This is a genomic window from Streptomyces sp. NPDC051217 (genome assembly GCF_044455465.1).
GTDB lineage: Bacteria > Actinomycetota > Actinomycetes > Streptomycetales > Streptomycetaceae > Streptomyces.
The window spans coordinates 254369-275765 of record NZ_JBITEV010000006.1; the positions used below are offsets into that span (position 1 = coordinate 254369).

Below are 21397 nucleotides of genomic sequence, written 5' to 3' on the forward strand. Positions count from 1 at the left end.
CGGTCTGGAAGCGTGCGGGAAAGGCGTCAGCAGGCCCCGACCCATTCCTCCGTGCCGTCGGAGAATGTCTGGTGCTTCCAGATCGGCACCTCGTGCTTGAGATCGTCGATCAACCTGCGGCAGGCCTCGAAGGCCTCCCCGCGGTGCGGGCAGGAGACGGCGACGACGACCGCCAGATCCCCGACGGCGAGGTCACCCACACGGTGGACGGCCGCCAGTGCGCGGACGGGGTAGTCGGCGACGACCTTCTCGGCCACCCGGCGTAGCTCGGCCTCGGCGGACGGGTGACAGGAGTATCCGAGGGCGTCGACATCGGCACCCCCGTCGTGGTTCCGGACCGTGCCCACGAACAGGGCGGTGCCTCCCGCCGCGTCGTCGCCGACGGCCTGGAAGATCTCGTCGACGGACAGCGGGCTCTCGCGGATCGCCAGCAGCCGGATGGGGTCCTGTGCCGCCTGCTCACCCGGGTGCGCCTCGTTGCTTGCCATGCGGCCCATCGTGCCGTACGGCACCGGCATCACGTAATGGCGCGTTCGAACGGCTGCCCGCCCGCCGGCCCGGACCGTCCTGCGGAGGACGTCGGCGGGGTGGGCGGCTGCCGGGGGGGCGCAGGGCGCTCAGAGGCGTCGGCGCGCCTTACGGGCGCGTCGTACGACCGCTGCCGCGCCGAGCAGCGCGACGGTCGCACCGGCGGCACCGGCGGCGGTGGCGTCCTTGCGGCCGAGGCGGCGGCCCGCGACGGTGTGGCGGCCCTCGACCTCTTCGAGGAGCGCGCCGAGGACTTCCTCGTTGGTCCAGCGTGGACGCCAGCCCGCGTCGTGGAGACGGCTGACGCTGACCACCCAGGGATGCATCGTGTAGGCGAGATCGCCGGCCGGGGACGGCGTGAGGCCGATCCGGTGCAGCCGGGCCGCGGCGCCGAGGGCGACGGCGGACGGCAGCTCCATACGGCGGATGCCGCTCAGCTCCTCGATCTCCTCCTGTTCGAGCCAGCCGTCGCAGCCGACCGCGAACTCGCCGTCGACCTTCTCCAGCGCGGCGTACTCCAGGGCGCTGACCAGGTCGTCCACATGGCAGAACTGCCAGGTGGGCCGGGAGCCCGCGACGACCAGCAGCCGGGGCGACTCGAAGTAGCGGGTCAGGGCGGTGTCCGTGCCTCCGACGAGGACAGCGGGGCGTACGACCGTGACGTTCAGGCCGGGGTGTGCGCGCGGCGCGCGGCGGCCGAGCCGTTCGATCTCCAGCAGGTCGCCGACGCCCGTGGCCTCCGCCGTGGCGCGCAGTTCGGCGTCCTCCGACAGCGGGATGTCGTTGTCGGGCAGGGCCCCGTAGACCATGGCCGACGTGCACAGGACGACCCGGTGCACCCCCGCGGCGGCCGCGGCGGTGAGCACGGTCTGGGTGCCTCGGACGTTGTAGGCCGTACGGGCCGCCGCGTCCCGCTCCAGGTCCAGATCGAGCGCCAGGTGCACCACGACGTCCGCGCCGCGCAGTTTCTCGGCGATGGCCGGGTCCCGTACGTCGAGGATGTGCCACTGCGCCTCGGCCACCTCACCGCGGCGCTCGTCGATCGCCACGACCTGCTTGATCTCCTCCGACGCCGCGAGGCGCCGGGTGAGCAGGTCGCCGACCCCGGAGGCGGCTCCGGTGACCGCCACGACGGGGCCGCGTGGCGGGGTCGGGGTTGAGCGGTTTCGCGCTGCGCGAACCTGCGGATCTGGGGAACTCACCGGGCGTCTCCAGCGGTTGTCTTCAGTACGGACGTGTACAACACGTACGTACCAGGTGGCGTCCATCCTGCCGCAGGCCAAGCATTGGCGGAGCACCGAGCCCGGATGCGGCCTCGGATGTCTACGCTGGGTGGTGTCGGGCAGTCGCCGCCGGCGGAAAAGCCGGCGGCCCAACGAGCCGAGGAAACCCGTGAGTGACACCCCATTCGGATTCGGCCTTCCGCCGGAGGAGCCAGAGGACGGCGACGGCAAGAAGAACGACCCCGCCGGAGGTGGTCAGGGTGGCGGCGGCCAAGGCCGCGGGGGCAACCCCTTCTCGGGGTTCGGCCTGCCCGGCGGCTCCGGCGGCCAGGGCGGTGACAACCCGTTCGCGGCGATGTTCGGGTCGATGAACCCCAACGATCTGGGCGCCGCGTTCCAGCAGCTCGGCCAGATGCTCAGTTACGAGGGCGGTCCCGTGAACTGGGACATGGCCAAGCAGATCGCCCGCCAGACGGTCTCGCAGGGCACGCCCGACGGCACGAAGGACACCAGCGTGGGCCCCGGCGAGCGGATCGCCGTCGAGGAGGCCGTGCGGCTGGCGGATGTCTGGCTGGACGCCGTGACGTCGCTGCCGTCCGGTGCGGGATCGACCGTGGCGTGGAGCCGCGCGGAGTGGGTCGAGGCGACCCTCCCCGCGTGGCAGCAGCTCGTCGACCCGGTGGCCGAGCGCGTGGGCGCCGCCATGGGCGATGTGCTGCCCGAGGAGATGCAGGCCATGGCCGGGCCGCTGATCGGCATGATGCGCTCCATGGGAGGCGCCATGTTCGGCCAGCAGATCGGGCAGGCCGTGGGCGTCCTGGCGGGCGAGGTGGTCGGCTCCACCGACATCGGGCTGCCGCTGGGCCCGGCCGGCAAGGCCGCGCTGCTCCCGCTGAACATCGAGGCCTTCGGCAAGGACCTCGGCATCCCCCAGGACGAGGTGCGACTGTATCTGGCCCTGCGCGAGGCGGCGCACCAGCGGCTCTTCGCCCATGTGCCGTGGCTGCGGGGGCATCTGTTCGGAGCCGTCGAGGGCTATGCCCGGGGCATCAAGGTCGACGCCTCCAAGCTGGAGGACGCCGTCAGCCAGCTCGACCCCTCGAACCCCGAGCAGCTTCAGGAAGCGCTTCAGCAGGGCATGTTCCAGCCGGAGGACACGGCCGAGCAGAAGGCCGCCCTGGCGCGTCTGGAGACGGCGCTCGCCCTGGTCGAGGGCTGGGTGGACGCGGTGGTCCACGGGGCGGCCAGGACCAGGCTGACGTCGGCGGACGCGCTGCGCGAGACGCTGCGCAGGCGCCGCGCGTCGGGTGGACCGGCCGAGCAGACCTTCGCCACCCTCATCGGCCTTCAGCTGCGCCCCAGGCGGCTGCGGGACGCCTCCCGGCTCTGGGCCTCGCTCACGGACGCGCGGGGCGTGGACGGCCGCGACGGGCTCTGGCAGCACCCGGACATGCTGCCGACGGCCTCGGACCTGGACGACCCTGACGGGTTCGTCCACCACGAGCCCGCCGACTTCTCCGAGCTGGACAAGCTGCTCGGCGACGCGGCGGGCGGCAAGCCGAAGCTGGAGAAGGACCCGGAGACGCGTTCCGAGAAGGACAGCGACCACCCCGACGACCAGGACGAGGGCGGCGACGAGGACAAGGGCGACAGCGGCAAGTGAGTCTGCACGACGACGCCGTCCGCGTACTGGAGACGTACGACGGTCAGGAAGCGCTGCGCGGGATCTATCTGGAGCACTTGGCGGCCCGTCCGGACGGGATGTGGAAGTCCTGTGAGGCCGGGCATGTCACGGCGAGCGCGCTGGTGATCGACCCGGCGCGCGGCCGTGTTCTGCTGACCCTCCACAAGAAGCTCGGTATGTGGCTCCAGATGGGCGGCCACTGCGAGCCCGGGGACGGCTCCCTCGCGGCCGCGGCGCTGCGCGAGGCCACGGAGGAGTCCGGGATCCGGGGGCTGACACTGCTGCCGGGCGGGCCCGTACAGCTCGACCGGCACGCGATTCCCGCGCCCTGCCACTGGCATCTGGACGTCCAGTACGCCGCTCTGGCGCCGGTGGGCGCGGTCGAGGAGATCAGCGAGGAGTCGCTGGATCTGCGCTGGTTCGCGTACGACGAGGTGGCGGCGGTCGCCGACGGGTCGGTCGTACGGCTGCTGGAGCGCACGCGCACCGCGCTCTCCGAGCAGGTCCACGGCTGACGGCACCGAGAGGGGCGGCCTCCGTGGAGACCGCCCCTGACGGACCGAACGGGCCGATCCGGCCGGATCGGCCGGGCTCAGCGCGCGTTGTTCCAGACGTTGTTCTGGTTCTGCGCGTGGGCGCCCTGCTGGCCCACGCCGAACTGCGCACGCGCACCCTGTCCGATCTCCGCGTTCTGCGGCGGCATGACCTCACTGGGCTGTACGAGCGCGAAGCCCTGGCCGAGGAAGCTGAGCTCCCAGCCCTCGCCCGTGTTGCCGCGCCGGCGCCGTACGCCCGAGGAGTGCGTCTGCGCCTGCATCTGCACCCGCAGCGCGGAGGACCACGCCACGATCGCGTCGGCATCGACGTTCACGTACTTGTCCGGCGTCACGAGCATCATCAGCGGCTGCCCGGACGTCATCAGGGCGACCTTGCCGCGGCCCGAGATGTTGAGCTGGTACTTGCCGGAGCCTGAGATGCCGTACTGGCTGTCCACCGCGATGACCTCGGTGTGCAGCGTGGAGTCGAGGGCCAGGACATAGGCGCTGTCGACGGTCATGCCCTCCTGGTCGACATCCACGACGTGCACGTATTGCGCGAGATTCGCGAAGTAGACCGTCCCCTGACCCGAGCAGCGCATCAGGTCCAGTCCCTCGCCGGTGTTCGCCCTGGCACGCCGCTGGCCCTGGGACTGGTACTCACCGTCGAAGTCGATGAGCCCCTGGTAGGCGACCATCGCGCCCTTGCGGGCGAGAACGTCGTCGTGGCCGGTGAGCGCGACCCGCAGAAGCTGCGGGTTCTGTACGACGTAGCGGTCCTGGGACTGCGTCTCCGCGAGTCCGAAAAGCGGGCTCTGCATGATGTTTCCTCCCCCTCAGCCCCGGATCCGCAGGCGGTCGGTGCTGTCCTCGCTCGGTTGTACGACGACGAGGCCCTGGCCCGAGAAAGCCATCTGGTAGGCCTCCCCGCTGCCCCGTCCGATCAGGGACGATGCCTTGAAGCTCCGCTTGCCCTTCACCTTGAGCCCGGGTGACCAGGCCACGAGGGCGTCGGGGTCGACGTACGTCTCGTCCTCGCCACGGCCGCAGTCGACGACGATCGGCGTGCCGCGCGAGGTCAGCGCGACCCAGCCGGTCCCGCCGACCGTGACGTTCCACAGGCCCTGTCCGGCGAACTTCGCCAGCCCCTTGACCTTCTCGACGCCCCACTGGAGGTGCGCGTCGAAGGCCAGCAGATTGGTGCCGTTGACCGAGATCGAGTCGTTGTTGAGGTTGATGACGACGACGTCGGCGCCGTAGTCGGCCAGGTAGAGCAGGCCGTCGCCGGCGCACTTCATGATCGGTGTGCCTTCGCCCGTCACCCACTGGCCGGCGATCTGACGTACGGCGGGCGGGTTGGGCTCGTACTGCACGAAGCCCTCGTACGCGACCATCGAGCCGGTGCGCGCGTAGAGGTCCTGCCCGCTGGTCATGGCGACCTTGAGCATGGTGCGGCCGTGATTCTCCATCCGGGCCGAGACGGGGGTCGGGGCGAAGCCCGCGAGTTGCTGGTTCATGTGCCGGACTCCCTCAGACCTCGTACGGCTGGACGACGATGAAGTTTCCGGGGGCTCCCCGGAACTGCAGATTCACGGTCTCTCCGCTGTGTCCCGGATACGCGTTGCGGCGCAGCCGGACCTGGCTGGAGAGGATCACCTGGGAGGCGGCCGACCAGGCGACGACGGCGTTGCAGTCGGCGAAGGTCATGGGCGTGACCGGCAGGACGACCGGGACACCGTGGGTCTTCACGACGACGGTGCCGGTGCCCTGGAACTGCATGGTGAACAGGGCTCCACCGGGGATGCCGTGGCCTTCGATGCGGCGGACCTCGTACTGAAGCGACTCGTCGAAGGCGAGCACGTTCTCCGCGGAGACGCAGATGGCGTCGCCCTGGAGTTCGATCGGGTGCAGATGCGAGGCTTCCTCGGCGAGGAAGACCTGGCCGCGGCCGGAGCAGCGCATGAGCTGCATCTCCTGGCCGGTCGCGTTGCCGACGATGCGGCCCGCGAAGCCGGCGCCCTTGTAGCCGAAGTCGACCTTGCCCTGGTACATGACCATGCTGCCCTGGCGGGCCAGGACGGGTGCACCGCCCATGGCGAGGTCGACGCGCATCAGCTGCTGGTTCTGCGGGGTCCAGCGCTGGCCGGTGGCGGCCTCCTTGTACGGCTGGAGCGCCGCCACGAGACCCGCGCCGGCCTGCTGGCCCGCCTGCGGCATGCCCGGGGGCGGTGCGCCCTGGGGCTGGCCTCCGTATGGAGGCGGTGTCGGCTGCCCGTACGGCGAGGGCGCTCCGGGCGGCTGTCCCTGACCGGGGAACTGGCCGGGCACCTGGCCCGGGATCTGACCCGGAGGCTGACCGGGGACCTGGCCGAACTGCGGCTGCTGCGGTGCCCCCGGAGGACCGGGCGGCTGCGCGTACGGCGACGGCGCGGGCGCCGGAGGCATCGGGGCGGCGACGGTCGGCGCGCCGTGCATCGGGTGGGGTGCGGGTGCTGGGGCCTGCGGGGGCGCGCCGAACGACGGCGCGGGCTGCGGGGCCTGCGGCGCGGGCGGGGCCTGCGGGGCTCCGAAAGCCGGAGGGGGCGCGGCGCCGCCGGGCGGCGGGGCGAACGACGGTGCGGCTCCTTGGGCGGGCGGCTGTGCCGCGGCCGCATCCTCTTCGGCGACTTCGCCGCCGAAGTTCTTGAGGAGCGCGTCGAGACCGCCGTCGAAGCCCTGGCCGACGGCGGCGAACCGCCAGACGTCCTTGAGGTAGAAGTCTCCGAGCATCACCGCGCGTTCGGTGCTGAACTCGGAGCCGGTGAACGCGTATCGGACGACTTCTTCCCCGCCCGCGACTATCCGGATGTATCCGGGGCCCACCTGGGACATCTGTCCGGCACCGTCGATGGTGGCGGTGAAGGACAGCCGCTGGATGTTCGCCGGAATACGGTCGAGCGTGACACGGAACGATTCAGTGTCGCCCGACTGCGCGCCCAGCAACTGGACGGATTCCTCGGGAGACTTCGGCTGATTGAAGAAGATGAAATACCGGTCGTCCGAGAGCTGCTCATTGGCGTCGAGGCCGAAACAGCTGATGTCGAACGTCAAGCCGGGAGCCGCGATCTGCACACCTACGTACAGATCCGTCCCCTGCGTGAGGTCACTGATCTTGGCCTTGTGGCCGCGTTGGAATTCCCTCGCCATGCGTAACGACCGTCCCCCATCCCGAGCTGAACACGTCGCGTCAGGCTAACCGTTGCGTCCGACATTGAGACAAGCCGGTACAGATTCGGTACACGATCGGCGAGGGGGCGCGGTCACTCTCCGGGGGCGGTGGGCAGGTGCGGCAGCCGCTCGGCGGCGACGACACCTTCGAGGTAGCCACGGGCCCGCTCCGTGCGCGGGTACGCCTCCAGCAACTCCCAGAAGCGCGGGCCGTGCCCCGGCACGAGCAGATGGGCCAGCTCGTGCACGAGCACGTAGTCGACGACGTACTCGGGCATGCCCTGCAGCCGGTGCGACAGGCGGATACTGCCCTCGGCGGGGGTGCAGGAGCCCCAGCGGGTGTTCTGGTTGGTGACCCAGCGGACGGACGCGGGGCGGGCCCTGCCGTCGAAATACTGCTCGGACAGCCGCTTGGCGCGCTCGGTCAGATCGCTGTCGCCGAGGAGGCGCTTGCTCTCCTGGGCCGCGAGTTTGTCGAGCATCACGGTCACCCAGCGCCGCTCCTCGGCCTCCGACATCCGGGCCGGGATGAGCACGATGGTGCGGTCACCCTCGCGGTACGCCGAGACCGTCCTGCTGCGCCGGGCGCTGCGGCGAACCTCGACGGCGCTCGTCGCCGGTCCGCGCTGCGGGCGGCCGGTCACGCTGCGCTCTTGGCTTCCGGCGCTGTGCGGTGGGGATTCCCCCGCAATGCGAGGGGAAGGGTCGGCGGACACGCTTCGACGTTACCCGCTGTCAGTGGGGAACGTCCCGTCGCGGGGGCCTTTCGATCTTGGTCCACTCCATACACCCATCATTTGAACGTCTAATTCCCCATGCCTGTGGATAACTCTTCGCACCTCTCACCAGTTCCTTGCATTCTGGAATCCGATCGCGGGACAGGCATCACGGGGGAGACGAATATGCATCCAATGGTGAAGCCCGCGCTGCGCAGGGCGTGGCGGGAGCGGCAGACGGTTCAGTTCGGAATCACACCCGCGCACGCGGTGGTGGTGGGCCCTGTCGATACGGCCACGGGCAGCTTTCTCGACCTGCTCGACGGCACACGGGGGCTGCCGCTGCTGCGGGACGAGGCGCGGAGCCTGGGGCTGCCGGACGGCAAGGCGGAAGCGCTCGTGGACCGGCTCTCAGCGGCCGGGCTGCTGGACGACAGCACGGCGGGCGGGCGGCCCGCCGAAGCGTTACGGAATCGAAAGATGGAGCTCGACCGGTTGCGGGCGGATCTGGCGTCACTGTCGATCACGCACCGGGAGCCGGGTGCGGCGATGGAGCGGCTGGCGGCACGGCGCACCATGCGTGTCCAGGTGCGAGGGGCGGGCCGGGTCGGGGCGGCCATCGCCTCGGCTCTCTCGGCCTCCGGGGTGGGCCGGGTGGATGTGCTGGACAGCGGAAGCACCGAGGCGTGGGACGTGGCTCCTGGCGGGCTGCCGGTGGAATCGGTCGGCGAGCGCAGGGACGTGGCGGCCCGGCTGCTGGTACGGCGCTCGGCTCCCGGCAGATCCGTCAGAGCGGCTGGACCCGGCTCGCGGCCGGCGGCCGATGTGGACGGGGCGCAGGCGGGAGCCTTCGACGACTTGTCCGGCGGGTCGACGGCGACCGAGCGCCGCGAGCGCGCCGACGAGCGGGCGGCCACGGTGAGCGGTGGCGGGTTGGGGCTGTCACTGGTGATCGTCGCCCCACGGGACGGACTCGCGGCCTATGTCCCGGATCCGGCGTCCGCCGAGCGCTGGATCGCCACCGGGACTCCTCATCTCTACGCGGGAGTTGTCGAGGCCACGGGGGTGGTGGGCCCGCTGGTGCTGCCGGGCGCCACGGCGTGCGCGGGCTGTCTGACCGAGGAGCGGACCGCCCGGGAGCCGGGATGGCCCCTCATGCTGGCTCAGTGGCGGTCGGGACGGAGAGCTTCGGTCACACCGGCCTGTGACCTGGGGCTCGCCACCACCGTGGCCGGTCTCACCACCGCCCACGCGCTGTCCTTCCTGGACGGTGAGCTGCCGGCGAGCACCGGGGCGCGCTGGGAGATCACGCTGCCGCTGCTCGACTGGCGTTCGGAGCGGATCGCGCCGCATCCAGCCTGCCCCTGCGGTGCCGCAGGAGAACAGGAGGGAGAGGGCCTGGCAGTGCCCGGCGCGCCGCAGGACACAATGGTGCGGTAACCGCCGTACGCGGCTCGGCTGTCTGGGATTTGGAGGGGCGCATGTCTGATCTTCCCCGTAAGGCCGTCACCCGAACTGCCAAGCTGGCCGCGCTACCACTGGGCTTCGCCGGTCGTGCCACCTGGGGTCTGGGCAAGCGGATCGGTGGCAAGTCCGCGGAGATGGTGGGCCGGGAGCTCCAGCAGCGGACGGCGGACCAGCTCTTCAAGGTGCTCGGCGAGCTCAAGGGCGGGGCCATGAAGTTCGGGCAGGCCCTGTCCGTCTTCGAGTCCGCGCTGCCCGAGGAGGTGGCGGGGCCTTATCGGGCGGCGCTCACCAAGCTCCAGGAGGCGGCCCCCCCGATGCCGACCAGCACGGTGCACAGGGTGCTGGCCGAGCGGCTCGGTGAGGAGTGGCGTGAGCTGTTCCTGGAGTTCGAGGAGAAGCCGTCGGCCGCCGCCTCGATCGGCCAGGTGCACCGGGCGGTGTGGCACGACGGGCGGGATGTGGCGGTCAAGGTGCAGTACCCGGGGGCCGGGGAGGCGCTGCTGTCGGACCTGTCACAGCTGAGCCGGTTCGCCCGGCTGCTGGGTCCGCTGATCCCGGGCATGGACGTCAAGCCCCTGATCACCGAGTTGCGGGACCGGGTGTCGGAGGAGCTGGACTACGAGCTGGAGGCCGGGGCCCAGCGGGAGCACGCGGCGGAGTTCGCGGAGGATCCCGACGTGGTCGTGCCCGACGTGGTGCACCAGTGCGACCAGGTGCTCGTCACGGAGTGGATCGACGGCATCCCGATGGCCGACGTGATCGCCGAGGGCACCGAGGAACAGCGCGACCGCGCGGGCCAGTTGCTGGCGCGCTTCCTCTTCTCGGGCCCCGCTCGTACGGGACTGCTGCACGCGGACCCGCATCCGGGCAACTTCCGGCTGCTGCCGCCCGCCGACGCGGAGGGTGAACCGCGCCTCGGTGTACTGGACTTCGGCACCGTCGACCGGCTGCCTGGCGGGCTGCCCGAGACGATAGGCGAGTCGCTGCGGCTGACGCTGGAGGGCGACGCCGAGGCGGTGTACGAACTCCTGCGCACGGAGGGGTTCGTCAAGGAGTCGATCGATCTCGACCCGGACGCGGTGCTGGAGTATCTGGTGCCGATCATCGAGCCGGCGGAGGCGGAGGAGTTCACCTTCACCCGGAGCTGGATGCGCACCCAGGCGGCCCGGATAGCCGATCCGCGGTCTCCGGCGCACCAACTGGGGAAGCAGTTGAATCTGCCGCCCTCCTATCTGCTGATACATCGCGTCACGCTGAGCACGATCGGGGTGCTGTGCCAGCTGAACGCCACGGTCCGGCTCCGCGAGGAACTGGAGGTGTGGCTGCCGGGCTTCCTGCCGGAGGAGTTCGCCCACGAGGAGGAGACCGAGGCCGGCGCGGGCGCCTAGGTGTATTGATCACGAGCGTTGTTGACAGGCAGGTCTTGAACATGGCGAAGACCTCCGGTGTGGTGGGAGCTGTCTAGGAACTCACCGCACGGAGGTCTTCGTGTCCCACCGTAATGCCCGGCTGACCGTTTTCGGTAGGCAGCTGCTGGTCGAACGGGTCTGTTCGGGCCGCCCGGTCGCGCACGTCGCGGCGGAGATGGGCATCTCCCGGGCCACGGCCCACAAGTGGATGCGTCGGTGGCGGGCCGAGGGCCGGGCCGGGCCGGGCTGCACGACCGCTACAACCACCACCGCAGCCACACCGCACTCAACGGCCAGCCACCCATCACCCGCGTCAACAACCCTCCGGGTCAATACACCTAGGCCGTGTCCGCAAAGTCGCGGCCGGGACTGTCCGGAGAACGTGAAACGGGGGCCGGTCCGTGAGGACCGGCCCCCGCGTCAGAGGCACTTAGGTTCTGTGGCGTTGTCGCGCCCGGCCGGTGGCGGTCAGTGCATGACCGCCATGGCCAGCGCACGGCGGGCGCGCATCGATACGCGCTCGGCGCGGCGCTGCATCCGCCGGGCGGCGACCAGGCGCACGGCCTGGCGTTCCGCGTCGGCTTCACGCAGGCGCTCGGTCATATGCGCCCGTGCCAGGGCTTCTGGGATGAGTTGCATCTCGCGGGTCCTGTTCTGACGCGAGTCGCTCGCGCCGGTGGTACTGACAGCTGAAATGGCGGAGCCGGACGGCTCTCGCAGGGAAGAGGTCATCGGGGCCTGCTTCTTGGGATCGTGCGTGACAGGGCGGTCGATGGTGCCGGTGGCGTTCATGCCGCGACCGGGTTCTTGCGCGGGCGGCCACGGGGCCGCTTGCGGGCAACGACCACACCCTGGATGAAGAGCTCGCCGCCCCAGACGCCCCACGGCTCACGCCGCTCCTTGGCGCCGGCGAGGCAGGCCTCGACCAGCGGGCAGGTGCGGCAGAGGGACTTGGCGTACTCGACGTCGGCCGGGGACTCCGCGAAGAAGACCTCCGGGTCGTAGGCACGGCAGGGAACGGGTACGCCGAGGTTGTCGATGGCGTCGTCGAGCGCGGTGAGCGCGGTCAGGGGGGTCAAGGTGGAGTCCTCCGTGATGCCGGGCTGGGTGATCGTTTCGGAAGGCGGTACGGACGGGGCGTGCGCTTCGAGTTGCACGGTGGTGTCTTCCTCGTCTGGTCGGTCCGGCCTGTTGGCCAGGTGTCGGCTGGTACCGGGTGGTTCTTCTCCCGAGGCCCCTTCGCTCCGCCCGTCCCGTTCGGGACAAACAGAAGGGCCGCGGATCCCGGGTGGGGTTCCGCGGCCCTGAAGGCGCCGGCCTGATCTTGAATCAGGCTGGATCACTCCAGGGTTCAGGCCCACGGATGGCCCACATCGTGTGGTTCTGCTTCGTCTGCTTCTTCAATTCGGCACCGGCCGCCGCGAAGGCATAGGCCTTTGCCTCTGCCGCCGCTGCTTCTGCCGCCAGTGCCTTGCTCGGTCGCTCATTGCCGCCCGTGACAGGAAGAGCCACGGGGTTGGTCCGGCCGGCGCCGAAGCCCGACAGACCGGTGGCGGCGAACGAAGATCCGTCAGTGGCGAGCAGTCCGGAGCGCAGAACGTCGAGAGAGCATGCGGAGACGACCGAGAGATCGGTCATTTTGGCGGTGCTGACGAAGTTGTTGTTGATGCTGATCACTGGAATCGCCTCCTCTCGGCGTATCGAAATGCGGATACCACTTCGGACAAGTAGAGCACGGGGACGGGGCTTCGGAGAAGCCCGCCGTTCCGTGGTTAAGAACCTATGGTGACTCGCGGGGCGGGCGCAAACTATTTTTTCGACGAGTTTGTATCAGCTCTCCTCGTCCTCCCCAACGAGCTCCTCACCTGCGCAGATGGCGAGAACATCGGCTCCGAACCGCTCCAGCTTGCGACCCCCGACGCCGGAGATCCGGGACAGCTCGCCGTCGTCGCCCGGCACGGCCTCGGCGATCGCCATCAGCGTCTTGTCGGTGAACACGCAGTACGCGGGCTGGCCCAGCTGCTTCGCCTGGTCGGAGCGCCACTCACGCAGCCGCTCGTACAGCGCCTCGTCCATGTCCGAGGGGCAGCCCTCACAGCGCATCAGCTTCATCTCGCCCGCGTCCGTCAGCGTTGTGCCGCAGACGCGGCACAGCACCGGACCACGCCGCTTGCGCCGGCCGCCGCGGTCGGCCGCGCCGCCCGCCGCCGCTCCCGCGCCCCGCGTCCCCGGGGCCGACGAGCCCGGCCGCAGGCCGCTCAGGAAGCGGGTGGGGCGCCGGGAGGCCCGGCCGCCGGGTGCCCTGGAGAGCGCCCATGACAGGGAGACGTGCAGGCGGGCGCGGGTGACCCCGACGTAGAGGAGCCTGCGCTCCTCCTCGACCTGTTCGTCGGTCTTGGCGTACGTGATCGGCATCATGCCCTCGGTCAGCCCGACCAGGAACACCGCGTCCCACTCCAGACCCTTGGCCGAGTGGAGGGAGGCGAGGGTGACTCCCTGAACGGTCGGGGCGTGCTGGGCGGCGGCGCGCTCGTCCAGCTCGGCCACCAGATCGCCGAGGGTCGACTCCGGCCTGGCCCGAGCGAAGTCCTCGGCCAGACGCACGAGGGCGGCCAGCGACTCCCAGCGGTCCCGGACGGCGCCCGAGCCCGTGGGTGGTTCGGTGGTCCAGCCCTTGGTGGAGAGCACGGCCCGCACCTGCGACGGCAGATCGACGACGTCGTCCAGCAGGGAGTCGTTGCCCCCGAAGCGTGCCGCGCCGCGCAGGGCAGCGCCCGCCTCCCGTACCTCCTGGCGCTCGAAGAACCGCTCGGCGCCCCGGAGTTGGTAGGGCACCCCGGCGTCGGCGAGCGCCTGTTCGTACACCTCCGACTGGGCGTTGATCCGGTACAGCACGGCGATCTCGCCGGCCGGAACGCCCGCCGCGATGAGGTCGCGGATCCGGCGGGCGGTGCCCTCGGCCTCGGCCGGCTCGTCCGCGTACTCCGTGTAGAGGGGCTCGGGGCCCGCGTCGCGCTGCGAGATCAGTTCGAGCCGGTGCTCGGCCGCGCGGCCCTTGGCTTGATTCAGCAGGCCGTTGGCCAGGTGCACGACCTGGGGGGTGGAGCGGTAGTCACGGACCAGCTTCACCATCGTCGCGTTCGGGTGGCGGGTGCGGAAGTTCAACAGATGGTCCGGGGTCGCACCGGTGAAGGAGTAGATCGTCTGGCTGGCGTCGCCGACGACGCAGAGACTCTCCCGGTCGCCCATCCACAGGTCGAGCAGCCGCTGCTGGAGCGGGCTGACGTCCTGGTACTCGTCCACCACGAAGTGCTGGTACTGACCGCGGATCTGGTCGGCGATGTCGTGCCGGTCCTGGAGGATGCCCACCGTGAGCAGCAGGACGTCCTCGAAGTCGATCACCGACCTGTCTCGTTTCAGCTGCTCGTACATCGCGTAGATCTGGCCGATTTCCGCCGGATCGCGCGGGGCGTCTCGGTGGGACTTGGCGACGGCGGCCGGATAGTCGGCGGGCACGGTCTGGGTGACCTTGGCCCACTCGATCTCGCCGGTGACATCCCTCAACTCGTTCCGGTCGAGCCGGACCCGGCAGCGGGCCGCCGACTCCGCGACCAGCTGGACCTTGCGCTCCAGCAGCCGGGGCAGCTCGCCGCCGACCACCTTGGGCCAGAAGTACTGGAGCTGGCGCAGCGCCGCCGAGTGGAACGTACGCGCCTGGACACCGCCCGCGCCCAGCTGGCGCAGCCGCCCGCGCATCTCCCCCGCCGCCCGGTTGGTGAATGTGACGGCGAGGATGCTGGCGGGCTGGAGGATCCCGGCCCGTACGCCGTACGCGATCCGGTGGGTGATCGCGCGCGTCTTGCCCGTGCCGGCACCGGCCAGCACGCACACCGGTCCGTGCAGTGCCGTCGCGACCTCGCGCTGCTCGGGGTCGAGCCCTTCGAGCACCGCGTCGGCGTCGCGAGGCGGGGCCACGAACTGGCTGCCGTCGGAATCCTGCGGGAAGAGTGAGGAGTGCGTTGCTGCTGTCACCCCGCCATGCTGCCAGGTCCCGTGAGGCTGGTGCTGCACTTGTCCACAGGGGAGTCACGTTGGTCGTACAAGTGCGGGAATGGTGACCAGGTCAGTTACGTTCACCCCTCAGCGAAGACATTCGAGCCTGCCAGAGGAGCGCGAGAAGACATGCCGGGGACCGTGACGATGTACAGCACCACATGGTGCGGATACTGCCGTCGGCTCAAGGGCCAGATGGACCGCGAAGGCATCGCGTACACCGAGATCAACATCGAGCAGGACCCGGATTCGGCGGCGTTCGTCGAGAAGGCGAACGGCGGCAATCAGACGGTCCCGACCTTGCTCTTCGACGACGGTTCGACGCTGACGAACCCGTCCCTCGCGCAGGTCAGGCAGAAGGTCGGCGCCTGACCCGACGGGTCGGACACGGCAGGACCACATCGCAGGAGCCCCCGCCGGTCGGCGGGGGCTCCGTCGCGTCCTGGTCAGTTCAGCGGCTTCGGCAGCGGCTTCCCGTACCAGAGTTCCGTCAGCCGTGCCGCGATCGAGATGCCCGACGGCGGGAGGACGTCGCCCGACTCGATCGCGATCCGCAGGTCGTCGCGGGAGAACCAACGCGCTTCCTGGATCTCGTCGCCGTCCACGGTGATCTCGGAGGACGTGGCGCGGGCCATGAAGCCCAGCATCAGGCTGGAGGGGAACGGCCAGGGCTGGCTCGCGACGTACTCGACGTCGCCGACCGTGATGCCCGCCTCCTCGAACACCTCGCGGGCCACCGACTGTTCGATCGACTCGCCGGGCTCCACGAAGCCCGCCAGCGTCGAGAACCGGCCCTCCGGCCAGTGCACCTGGCGGCCGAGGAGCGCGCGGTCCTGTTCGTCGGTGACGAGCATGATCACGGCGGGGTCGGTACGGGGGTAGTGCTCGGCGCCGCACGCCGGGCAGCGGCGGATGTGGCCCGCCGCCGCGATCACCGTGCGCTCGCCGCAGCGTGAGCAGAAGCGGTGCAGCCGCTGCCAGTTCTCCAGCGCGACCGCGTGGACCATCAGGCCCGCGTCGCGCGGGGACAGCAGCAGCCCGGCCTCACGCAGTCCCGCCGCCCGCGCCGACTGGTCCATGCGTCCCGGCAGCGTGTCCTTCTGGAGAGCGAAGTAGCTGACCCCGTCCTCGTCGGTACCGAGGAAGTAGCGGTGCGTCTCCGTGAGGGGCGCCTCGAAGGAGGGGGTCATGACGAGTTCGGTGCGGCCGTCCGGGGTGTCGTCTATCAGCACCTGGCCGCCGGAGACGACGAACACCCGCGTGGTGGGGTGGCTCCAGGCCGCGGCCAGCCACGCCTCGTCGAGGCGGTGGTGGGCGGCGCGGTCGATGCCGCTGTCGGAGGCGAGGACGATCGGCCGGTCTGCGGCGATTTCTCCGCCGCGGGTGGTGGTGCTCACTGGTACTTCCAACTCCCCCGGATGGATGGGTGTCTGTTCAGCGGAGAGCGGCGGCGAGATCGCTCCAGAGATAGGCGGTCGTCTCCACGCCCTTCAGTAGAAGGTCGATCTCGACCTTCTCGTCGGGCGCGTGCCAGCCGTCGGACGGTACGGAGATGCCGAGGAACAGGACGGGAGCGCCGAGCACGTCCTGAAGGTCGGCTGCGGGTCCCGAGCCGCCCTCGCGGGTGAAGCGGATCTTCTGGTCGAAGGCACGGCCCATGGCCCGTACGACCGACCGGAGAGCGGGATGGTCCAGCGGGGTCAGACAGGGACGGGTGGCCGCGCCGAAGGTGGTCTTGTGGCGGATGCCCGCCGGGATCCTGGCGTCGATCCACTCGGCCACGGCGCGCTCGATCCGGTCCGGATCCTGGCCGGCGACCAGCCGGAACGAGAGCTTCAACCGCGCGGACGACGGGATGATCGTCTTGCCGCCGGGGCCTTGGTAGCCACCGCCCATGCCGTTGACCTCGGCGGTGGGACGGGCCCAGACGCGCTCCAGGGTGGAATAGCCGGCCTCGCCGAGCGTGCCGTGCGACTTGGCCGTGCGCAGCCACGCGGCCTCGTCGAAGGGCAACTCGGCGATGAGGGCGCGCTCGGCGTCGGTGAGCGGCGTGATGCCGTCGTAGAAGCCGGGCACGGTCACCCGCTCGTCCTCGTCGTGCAGCGCGGCCACGAGGCGGGCGGCGACGGTGACCGGGTTGGGTACGGCGCCTCCGAAGGAGCCGGAGTGGATGTCCTGGTCGGGGCCGTACAGCTCGATCTCGCACTCGGCGAGGCCGCGCATCCCGGTGCAGACCGTGGGGGTGTCCTCGGACCACATGCCGGTGTCGGAGACGATCACGACGTCGGCCGCGAGACGCGCCGCCCGCTGCTCCACGAGCGCGCGGAAGTGCGGCGAACCGGACTCCTCCTCGCCCTCGACGAGCAGTTTCAGATGCACGGCGGGGGTGGTGCGTCCGGTGGCCGCGAGATGGGCGCGGACGCCGAGTGTGTGGAAGAACACCTGCCCCTTGTCGTCGGCGGCGCCGCGCCCGTACAGCCGGCCGTCCTGGACGGCCGGCTCGAAGGGGTCGGTGCGCCAGCCGTCCTCGCGGGCCGCGGGTTGTACGTCGTGGTGGCCGTAGACCAGGACGACCGGGGCCCCCGGGTCGTCGGAGGGCCACTCCGCGAAGACCGCGGGGGCGCCGGGGGTCTCCCAGACCTCCGCGACCGGGAAGCCGGTCGCGCGGAGTTTCGCCGCGAGCCAGTCGGCGCTGCGCCGTACGTCCGCGTCGTGGTCCGGCAGCGCCGAGACGGACGGGATACGCAGCCACTCGGCGAGGTCGTCGAGGAAGGCCGCCCGGTGGGACCGGATGTAGTCACGGGTGTGCGTACGGACGGCGCTGTCCGGGGTCTCGCTCATACATCGAGCCTATCCGGCTCCGGGGGTGGTCTCGTCTGCCGTTCGCCGTTCGGGACGCGCCCGCGGCGGGTGATCGTCGTCCTCAAGGAGGAGGCGTTCCAGTTCGGTCCGGCCGGGCAGACCCTCGGGTCGTACCGCCTCGCCGCTTCTCACGTAGAGGAAGGTGGCCGTGACCGCGTCCGGTGGGAGGCCGTGCTGCTCGGCCCAGGCCAGACGGTAGATCGCGAGCTGGAGCGGGTCCGCCGTACGTCCTCGGCCGGTCTTCCAGTCGACGATCTCGTACGTGACGGTGTCCGCCAGCGGATCGACGTCCCGGTACACCGCGTCGATACGGCCCCGCACGACGCGGCCGGCGAGAGTGAGTTGGAACGGCACCTCGACGCGGTACGGCGTGCGCCGGGCGTACGGGGTGCGGTCGAAGGCGTTCTTGAGGGCCGCGAGGTCGCGTTCGTCGGCGATCTCCGGCTCGTCGTCGGCGCCGCCCGGCAGCTCGTCGGGGCCGAGCATCGGGAGCGGCAGCTCGTCGAACCGCGACTCCACCCAGGCGTGGAACCGGGTGCCGCGGCGCGCGGCGCGGTGCGGCGGGCGGGGCATGGGGCGGGCCAGCTCCTGGGCGAAGCCGTCGGGGTCGGCGGCGAGGCGCAGGAGCTGTGAGGCGGAGAGAGAGGGCGGTACGGGGACGTCACGAACGCGTGCGCGGGCGCGCAGCAACTCGCCGGAGAGGGCGTCGAGGTCCCGGTCCCAGGACGCGAGGGTCCGGGTCTCCTCGGGAGTGAGTCGCTCCGGAGGCCCGTCGGGAGTGAGTCGCTCCGGAGGCCCGTCGCTTCCGGGCACCGGAGGCCCGTCGGCCGGGGGGCGTGGGGCGGGCAGGTGCGCCGGGCGCGCGGCGACCGCCGGATGCTCCGGAGCCTCCAAGTGCTCCGGGTGGTCGCGTCCCGGCTCCCAGGTGTCCCAGTCCGCGAGGTCGTCGTGCTCCCACTCGTCGGGGCCATCGAGCTCGTCCAGGCCGTCGTACGCGTCCTCCGGAGGTGGCACGTCCTCCTCCGGCGGCGGCGCGTCCTCAAAAGGCACCGGCTCGTCGTACGGCGTCCCGCCCGCCCAGGGCGTCGCCGTCAGCGCGTCCATGTGCGCCAGGACCGTGTCCGCCGCCGTGCGGCGCCGGGCCAGGGAGCCGGGGTCCAGCGGGAGCGGCCACGCCTCCGCCCTGTCCGCCGCGAGCAGCGCGGGGTTCTCCTCGGTCTCCGGCGGCTCGTCGGCCCACACCTCGATCTCGCCGAAGCCCGCCGCGCAGTGGTCGTGCAGGGCGTGCAGGAAGTCCGAAGGGCCACGGACGCGCTTCTGGTTCGGACCCCACCAGTGGCCCGAGCCCAGCAGCAGTGAGCGCGGACGGGTGAACGTCACGTAGCCGAGGCGCAGTTCCTCCGTGTGCTGGTGCGTGCGCATCTCGTCCTTGAACGCCTTCAGGCCCTTGGCGTCCCACTCCGGCACGTCCGGGAGCGTCGGCGCGTCGCCGCGCAGAGCGTGCGGCAGGACCTTCGACTGGGACGTCCAGGCCTCGCGCGCCCTGCTGTTGGGGAACTGCCCGGTGACCAGGCCGGGAACGGCCACGACGTCCCACTCAAGTCCCTTGGACTTGTGCGCGGTGAGAACCTTCACCGTGTTCTCGCCACCGGGCAGTGCGTTGTCGAGACCCTTCTCGTACTGCGCCGCCGTCCTGAGGAAGGCGAGGAAGGCGAGGAGCGTGGCGTCCCCGTCGAGCGCGGCGAAGGAGGCCGCCGTGTCGAGGAAGTTGCTCAGGGTCTCACGCCGTCGCGCGGCCAGGGCATGCGGCGACGCCGCGAGTTCGACCTCCAGTCCGGTGGTGGCGAGTACCCGGTGCAGGACGTCCATCAGCGGGTCTGCCAGCGAGCGCCGCAGATCGCGCAGTTCGGCCGCGAGCCGGGCGAAACGGACGCGCGCGGCGGCGGAGAAGGGAAGGCCGTCGTCCTTGCCGCCGGCCGACTCCAGGAAGGTGTCGAGCGCGTCGGCGAGCGATATCACCTCGGCCGGGTCGGTGCCCTCGACCGCCGCCGCGAGCCGTTCGTCGGCGTCGGCGGTCTCGTCGAAGGACGAGCCCGTCGCGCGGTGCACCAGCAGCCGGGCGCGGCGGCCGAGGAGTGCCAGATCGCGGGGGCCGATACGCCAGCGCGGGCCGGTGAGCAGCCGTACCAAGGAGGCGTTGGCGCCAGGGTCCTGAAGGACCTCGCACATCGCCACGAGGTCGGCGACCTCGGGGAGATGGAGCAGCCCGGAGAGGCCGACGACCTCGACCGGCACATCACGGGCGACGAGCGCCTTCTGGATCTCCGCGAAGTCACCGGCGGTGCGGCACAGCACCGCGATCTCGGCGGGCTCCTTGCCCGTGCGCACCAGATGGGCGATGGAGTCGGCGAGCCAGTCCAACTCCTCCCCATGGGTACGGAGAAGGGCGCAGCGCACGATGCCGTCGCGTTCGGCGCCAGGTGCGGGCCGCAGGGCCTCCACGCCCTCGTGCATGGCGCGCAGCGGCGCCGCGAGTCCGTTGGCGAGGTCGAGCAGGCGGCCACCGCTGCGGCGGTTCTCGCTGAGCGAGAAGCGGGCGGCCGGGGTGCCGTCGGCGCCCGGGAAGTGGGAGGGGAAGTCGTCCAGGTTGGCGACGGAGGCGCCGCGCCAGCCGTAGATGGCCTGGCAGGGGTCGCCGACGGCTGTCACCGCGTGGCCGGTGCCGGAGCCGAAAAGGCCCGACAGGAGGAGGCGTTGGGCGACCGACGTGTCCTGGTACTCGTCGAGCAGCACCACGCGGAATTCGTCGCGCAGGATACGGCCGACCTCCGGCCGGGTGAGGGCCAGTTCGGCCGAGAGCGCGATCTGATCGCCGAAGTCGAGCAGATCGCGCGCGCTCTTGGCCGCGCGGTAGCGCCCCACCAGATCGAGCAGTTCGCGGCGGGCGGAGGCGGTCTCGGGCACCTTGCGCAGGTCGGCGTTGCTGAGCCGGACACCTTCGAGGGTGCGCAGCAGTTCGCTGTCGTAAGAGGCGAGTTCGCCGGTCGGGACGAGGTGCTCCGCCAGCTCGGCGTCGAGCGCCAGCAGATCGCCGACCAGGGCGGGGAACGATCGCGTCAGTGAGGGATACGGGCCCGGGGCGTCCTTCAGCACCCGCGCGGCGAGCTGGTAGCGCGTGGCGTCGGCCAGCAGCCGGGCGGTCGGCTCAAGCCCTATCCGCAGGCCGTGGTCGGTGAGGAGCTGTCCGGCGAACGCGTGGTACGTGGAGATACGCGGCTCGCCCGGGGGGTTGTCCGGGTCGAGCAGATCGGGGTCGGTCACTCCCGCCCGTACGAGCGCCTTGCGGACCCGCTCGGCCAGCTCGCCCGCCGCCTTGTTGGTGAAGGTGAGGCCGAGGACCTGCTCGGGGGCGACCTGGCCGCTGCCCACCAGCCACACCACGCGCGCCGCCATCACCGTCGTCTTGCCCGAGCCCGCCCCGGCGACGATCACCTGCGGTGCGGGCGGGGCGATGATGCACGCCGTCTGCTCCGGGGTGAACGGGATGCCGAGGAGTTCGTTGAGCTGCGCGGGGTCGGTGATACGTGCGGACACTTCAGAGAGGCTATCGGGGACCACTGACAGGCGGACGGCGGGCAGACCGGACAGATCCGGACGTAACGACCGCCGGGTACCGGAGGTCACAACGGCGGTGCCGGGACGTCAGCACCGC

18 protein-coding genes and 1 pseudogene are annotated in these 21397 nt (G+C 71.1%); 6 read left to right on the forward strand and 13 right to left on the reverse strand.

What is annotated here, in order from left to right; all coding sequences use genetic code 11:
* Nucleotides 1–26 precede the first annotated feature (26 nt).
* The gene (locus tag ACIBBB_RS16725; RefSeq protein ID WP_398982483.1) at nucleotides 27–488 is read right to left on the reverse strand and encodes a molybdenum cofactor biosynthesis protein MoaE; all 462 of its coding nucleotides are present in this window, start codon (nucleotides 486–488) and stop codon (nucleotides 27–29) included.
* A 129-nt stretch (nucleotides 489–617) separates the two neighbouring features.
* A complete protein-coding gene (locus tag ACIBBB_RS16730) occupies nucleotides 618–1730 on the reverse strand; it encodes an SDR family oxidoreductase (RefSeq protein ID WP_398982485.1) in 1113 nt (370 codons plus the stop codon).
* A 190-nt stretch (nucleotides 1731–1920) separates the two neighbouring features.
* Between ACIBBB_RS16730 and ACIBBB_RS16735 the strand changes: the two genes are divergently transcribed.
* Entirely contained in the window at nucleotides 1921–3414 is a 1494-nt protein-coding gene (locus ACIBBB_RS16735; RefSeq protein WP_398982487.1) for a zinc-dependent metalloprotease, read from the forward strand.
* Nucleotides 3411–3950: an NUDIX hydrolase gene (locus ACIBBB_RS16740; RefSeq protein ID WP_398982489.1), complete on the forward strand. Its 540-nt coding sequence runs from the start codon at nucleotides 3411–3413 to the stop codon at nucleotides 3948–3950. The genes ACIBBB_RS16735 and ACIBBB_RS16740 overlap by 4 nt, the downstream gene beginning before the upstream one ends.
* A gap of 77 nt (nucleotides 3951–4027) precedes the next feature.
* Here ACIBBB_RS16740 and ACIBBB_RS16745 read toward each other — a convergent pair whose 3' ends face one another.
* The 4 genes from ACIBBB_RS16745 to ACIBBB_RS16760 all read right to left on the reverse strand — a co-directional run bounded on the left by ACIBBB_RS16745 (nucleotide 4028) and on the right by ACIBBB_RS16760 (nucleotide 7894).
* A complete protein-coding gene (locus tag ACIBBB_RS16745) occupies nucleotides 4028–4792 on the reverse strand; it encodes an AIM24 family protein (RefSeq protein ID WP_189105579.1) in 765 nt (254 codons plus the stop codon).
* A gap of 15 nt (nucleotides 4793–4807) precedes the next feature.
* Nucleotides 4808–5488, reverse strand: coding sequence for an AIM24 family protein (locus ACIBBB_RS16750; protein ID WP_398982491.1), 681 nt, complete (start codon nucleotides 5486–5488; stop codon nucleotides 4808–4810).
* Nucleotides 5489–5501: 13 nt separating this feature from the next.
* Nucleotides 5502–7157: a TerD family protein gene (locus ACIBBB_RS16755; protein WP_398982493.1), complete on the reverse strand. Its 1656-nt coding sequence runs from the start codon at nucleotides 7155–7157 to the stop codon at nucleotides 5502–5504.
* Nucleotides 7158–7270: 113 nt separating this feature from the next.
* Entirely contained in the window at nucleotides 7271–7894 is a 624-nt protein-coding gene (locus ACIBBB_RS16760) for a M48 family metallopeptidase (protein WP_398982495.1), read from the reverse strand.
* Nucleotides 7895–8080: 186 nt separating this feature from the next.
* On the opposite strand from ACIBBB_RS16760, the gene ACIBBB_RS16765 reads away from it, so the two are divergent.
* The 3 genes and pseudogenes from ACIBBB_RS16765 to ACIBBB_RS16775 form a co-directional block, all read left to right on the forward strand.
* Entirely contained in the window at nucleotides 8081–9334 is a 1254-nt protein-coding gene (locus ACIBBB_RS16765; protein ID WP_398982497.1) for a TOMM precursor leader peptide-binding protein, read from the forward strand.
* A gap of 41 nt (nucleotides 9335–9375) precedes the next feature.
* Nucleotides 9376–10749: an ABC1 kinase family protein gene (locus ACIBBB_RS16770; protein WP_398982499.1), complete on the forward strand. Its 1374-nt coding sequence runs from the start codon at nucleotides 9376–9378 to the stop codon at nucleotides 10747–10749.
* Nucleotides 10750–10849: 100 nt separating this feature from the next.
* Nucleotides 10850–11068, forward strand: a pseudogene (locus ACIBBB_RS16775) (helix-turn-helix domain-containing protein); the annotation flags it as partial.
* Between the two features lie 170 nt (nucleotides 11069–11238).
* Here the strand turns inward: ACIBBB_RS16775 and ACIBBB_RS16780 are convergent.
* The 4 genes from ACIBBB_RS16780 to ACIBBB_RS16795 all read right to left on the reverse strand — a co-directional run bounded on the left by ACIBBB_RS16780 (nucleotide 11239) and on the right by ACIBBB_RS16795 (nucleotide 14802).
* Nucleotides 11239–11562 carry a hypothetical protein gene (locus tag ACIBBB_RS16780; protein ID WP_398982501.1) on the reverse strand — a complete coding sequence of 108 codons (324 nt, stop codon included), beginning with the start codon at nucleotides 11560–11562 and terminating at the stop codon, nucleotides 11239–11241.
* Nucleotides 11559–11927, reverse strand: coding sequence for a WhiB family transcriptional regulator (locus ACIBBB_RS16785; RefSeq protein WP_398982503.1), 369 nt, complete (start codon nucleotides 11925–11927; stop codon nucleotides 11559–11561). The genes ACIBBB_RS16780 and ACIBBB_RS16785 overlap by 4 nt, the downstream gene beginning before the upstream one ends.
* Nucleotides 11928–12099: 172 nt before the next feature.
* Nucleotides 12100–12408 (reverse strand): hypothetical protein, encoded by a 309-nt coding sequence (locus ACIBBB_RS16790; protein WP_398982786.1) that lies wholly within the window; start codon nucleotides 12406–12408, stop codon nucleotides 12100–12102.
* A 192-nt stretch (nucleotides 12409–12600) separates the two neighbouring features.
* Nucleotides 12601–14802 carry an ATP-dependent DNA helicase UvrD2 gene (locus ACIBBB_RS16795; protein ID WP_398982505.1) on the reverse strand — a complete coding sequence of 734 codons (2202 nt, stop codon included), beginning with the start codon at nucleotides 14800–14802 and terminating at the stop codon, nucleotides 12601–12603.
* A 150-nt stretch (nucleotides 14803–14952) separates the two neighbouring features.
* Here ACIBBB_RS16795 and ACIBBB_RS16800 point away from each other — a divergent pair, with 150 nt between their 5' ends.
* Nucleotides 14953–15195: a mycoredoxin gene (locus ACIBBB_RS16800; RefSeq protein ID WP_398982507.1), complete on the forward strand. Its 243-nt coding sequence runs from the start codon at nucleotides 14953–14955 to the stop codon at nucleotides 15193–15195.
* 74 nt (nucleotides 15196–15269) lie between these two features.
* On the opposite strand, the gene nudC is transcribed toward ACIBBB_RS16800, so the two are convergent.
* From nudC to ACIBBB_RS16815, 3 genes are read right to left on the reverse strand one after another with little or no spacing between them, the layout of a single operon-like run.
* A complete protein-coding gene (nudC, locus tag ACIBBB_RS16805; protein ID WP_398982509.1) occupies nucleotides 15270–16220 on the reverse strand; it encodes an NAD(+) diphosphatase in 951 nt (316 codons plus the stop codon).
* Between the two features lie 37 nt (nucleotides 16221–16257).
* Complete coding sequence (locus ACIBBB_RS16810) at nucleotides 16258–17664, reverse strand: dipeptidase (protein ID WP_398982511.1); 1407 nt, start codon at nucleotides 17662–17664, stop codon at nucleotides 16258–16260.
* A gap of 9 nt (nucleotides 17665–17673) precedes the next feature.
* Entirely contained in the window at nucleotides 17674–21279 is a 3606-nt protein-coding gene (locus tag ACIBBB_RS16815; protein WP_398982513.1) for a UvrD-helicase domain-containing protein, read from the reverse strand.
* Between the last annotated feature and the right edge of the window lie 118 nt (nucleotides 21280–21397).

Coding starts and splice junctions, on each gene's coding strand:
- ACIBBB_RS16725 (WP_398982483.1), bottom strand. CDS start 488: ATGGCAAGCAACGAGGCGCACCCGGGTGAGCAGGCGGCACAGGACCCC.
- ACIBBB_RS16745 (WP_189105579.1), bottom strand. CDS start 4,792: ATGCAGAGCCCGCTTTTCGGACTCGCGGAGACGCAGTCCCAGGACCGC.
- ACIBBB_RS16750 (WP_398982491.1), bottom strand. CDS start 5,488: ATGAACCAGCAACTCGCGGGCTTCGCCCCGACCCCCGTCTCGGCCCGG.
- ACIBBB_RS16755 (WP_398982493.1), bottom strand. CDS start 7,157: ATGGCGAGGGAATTCCAACGCGGCCACAAGGCCAAGATCAGTGACCTC.
- ACIBBB_RS16765 (WP_398982497.1), top strand. CDS start 8,081: ATGCATCCAATGGTGAAGCCCGCGCTGCGCAGGGCGTGGCGGGAGCGG.
- ACIBBB_RS16770 (WP_398982499.1), top strand. CDS start 9,376: ATGTCTGATCTTCCCCGTAAGGCCGTCACCCGAACTGCCAAGCTGGCC.
- ACIBBB_RS16780 (WP_398982501.1), bottom strand. CDS start 11,562: ATGAACGCCACCGGCACCATCGACCGCCCTGTCACGCACGATCCCAAG.
- ACIBBB_RS16790 (WP_398982786.1), bottom strand. CDS start 12,408: ATGACCGATCTCTCGGTCGTCTCCGCATGCTCTCTCGACGTTCTGCGC.
- ACIBBB_RS16800 (WP_398982507.1), top strand. CDS start 14,953: ATGCCGGGGACCGTGACGATGTACAGCACCACATGGTGCGGATACTGC.
- ACIBBB_RS16810 (WP_398982511.1), bottom strand. CDS start 17,664: ATGAGCGAGACCCCGGACAGCGCCGTCCGTACGCACACCCGTGACTAC.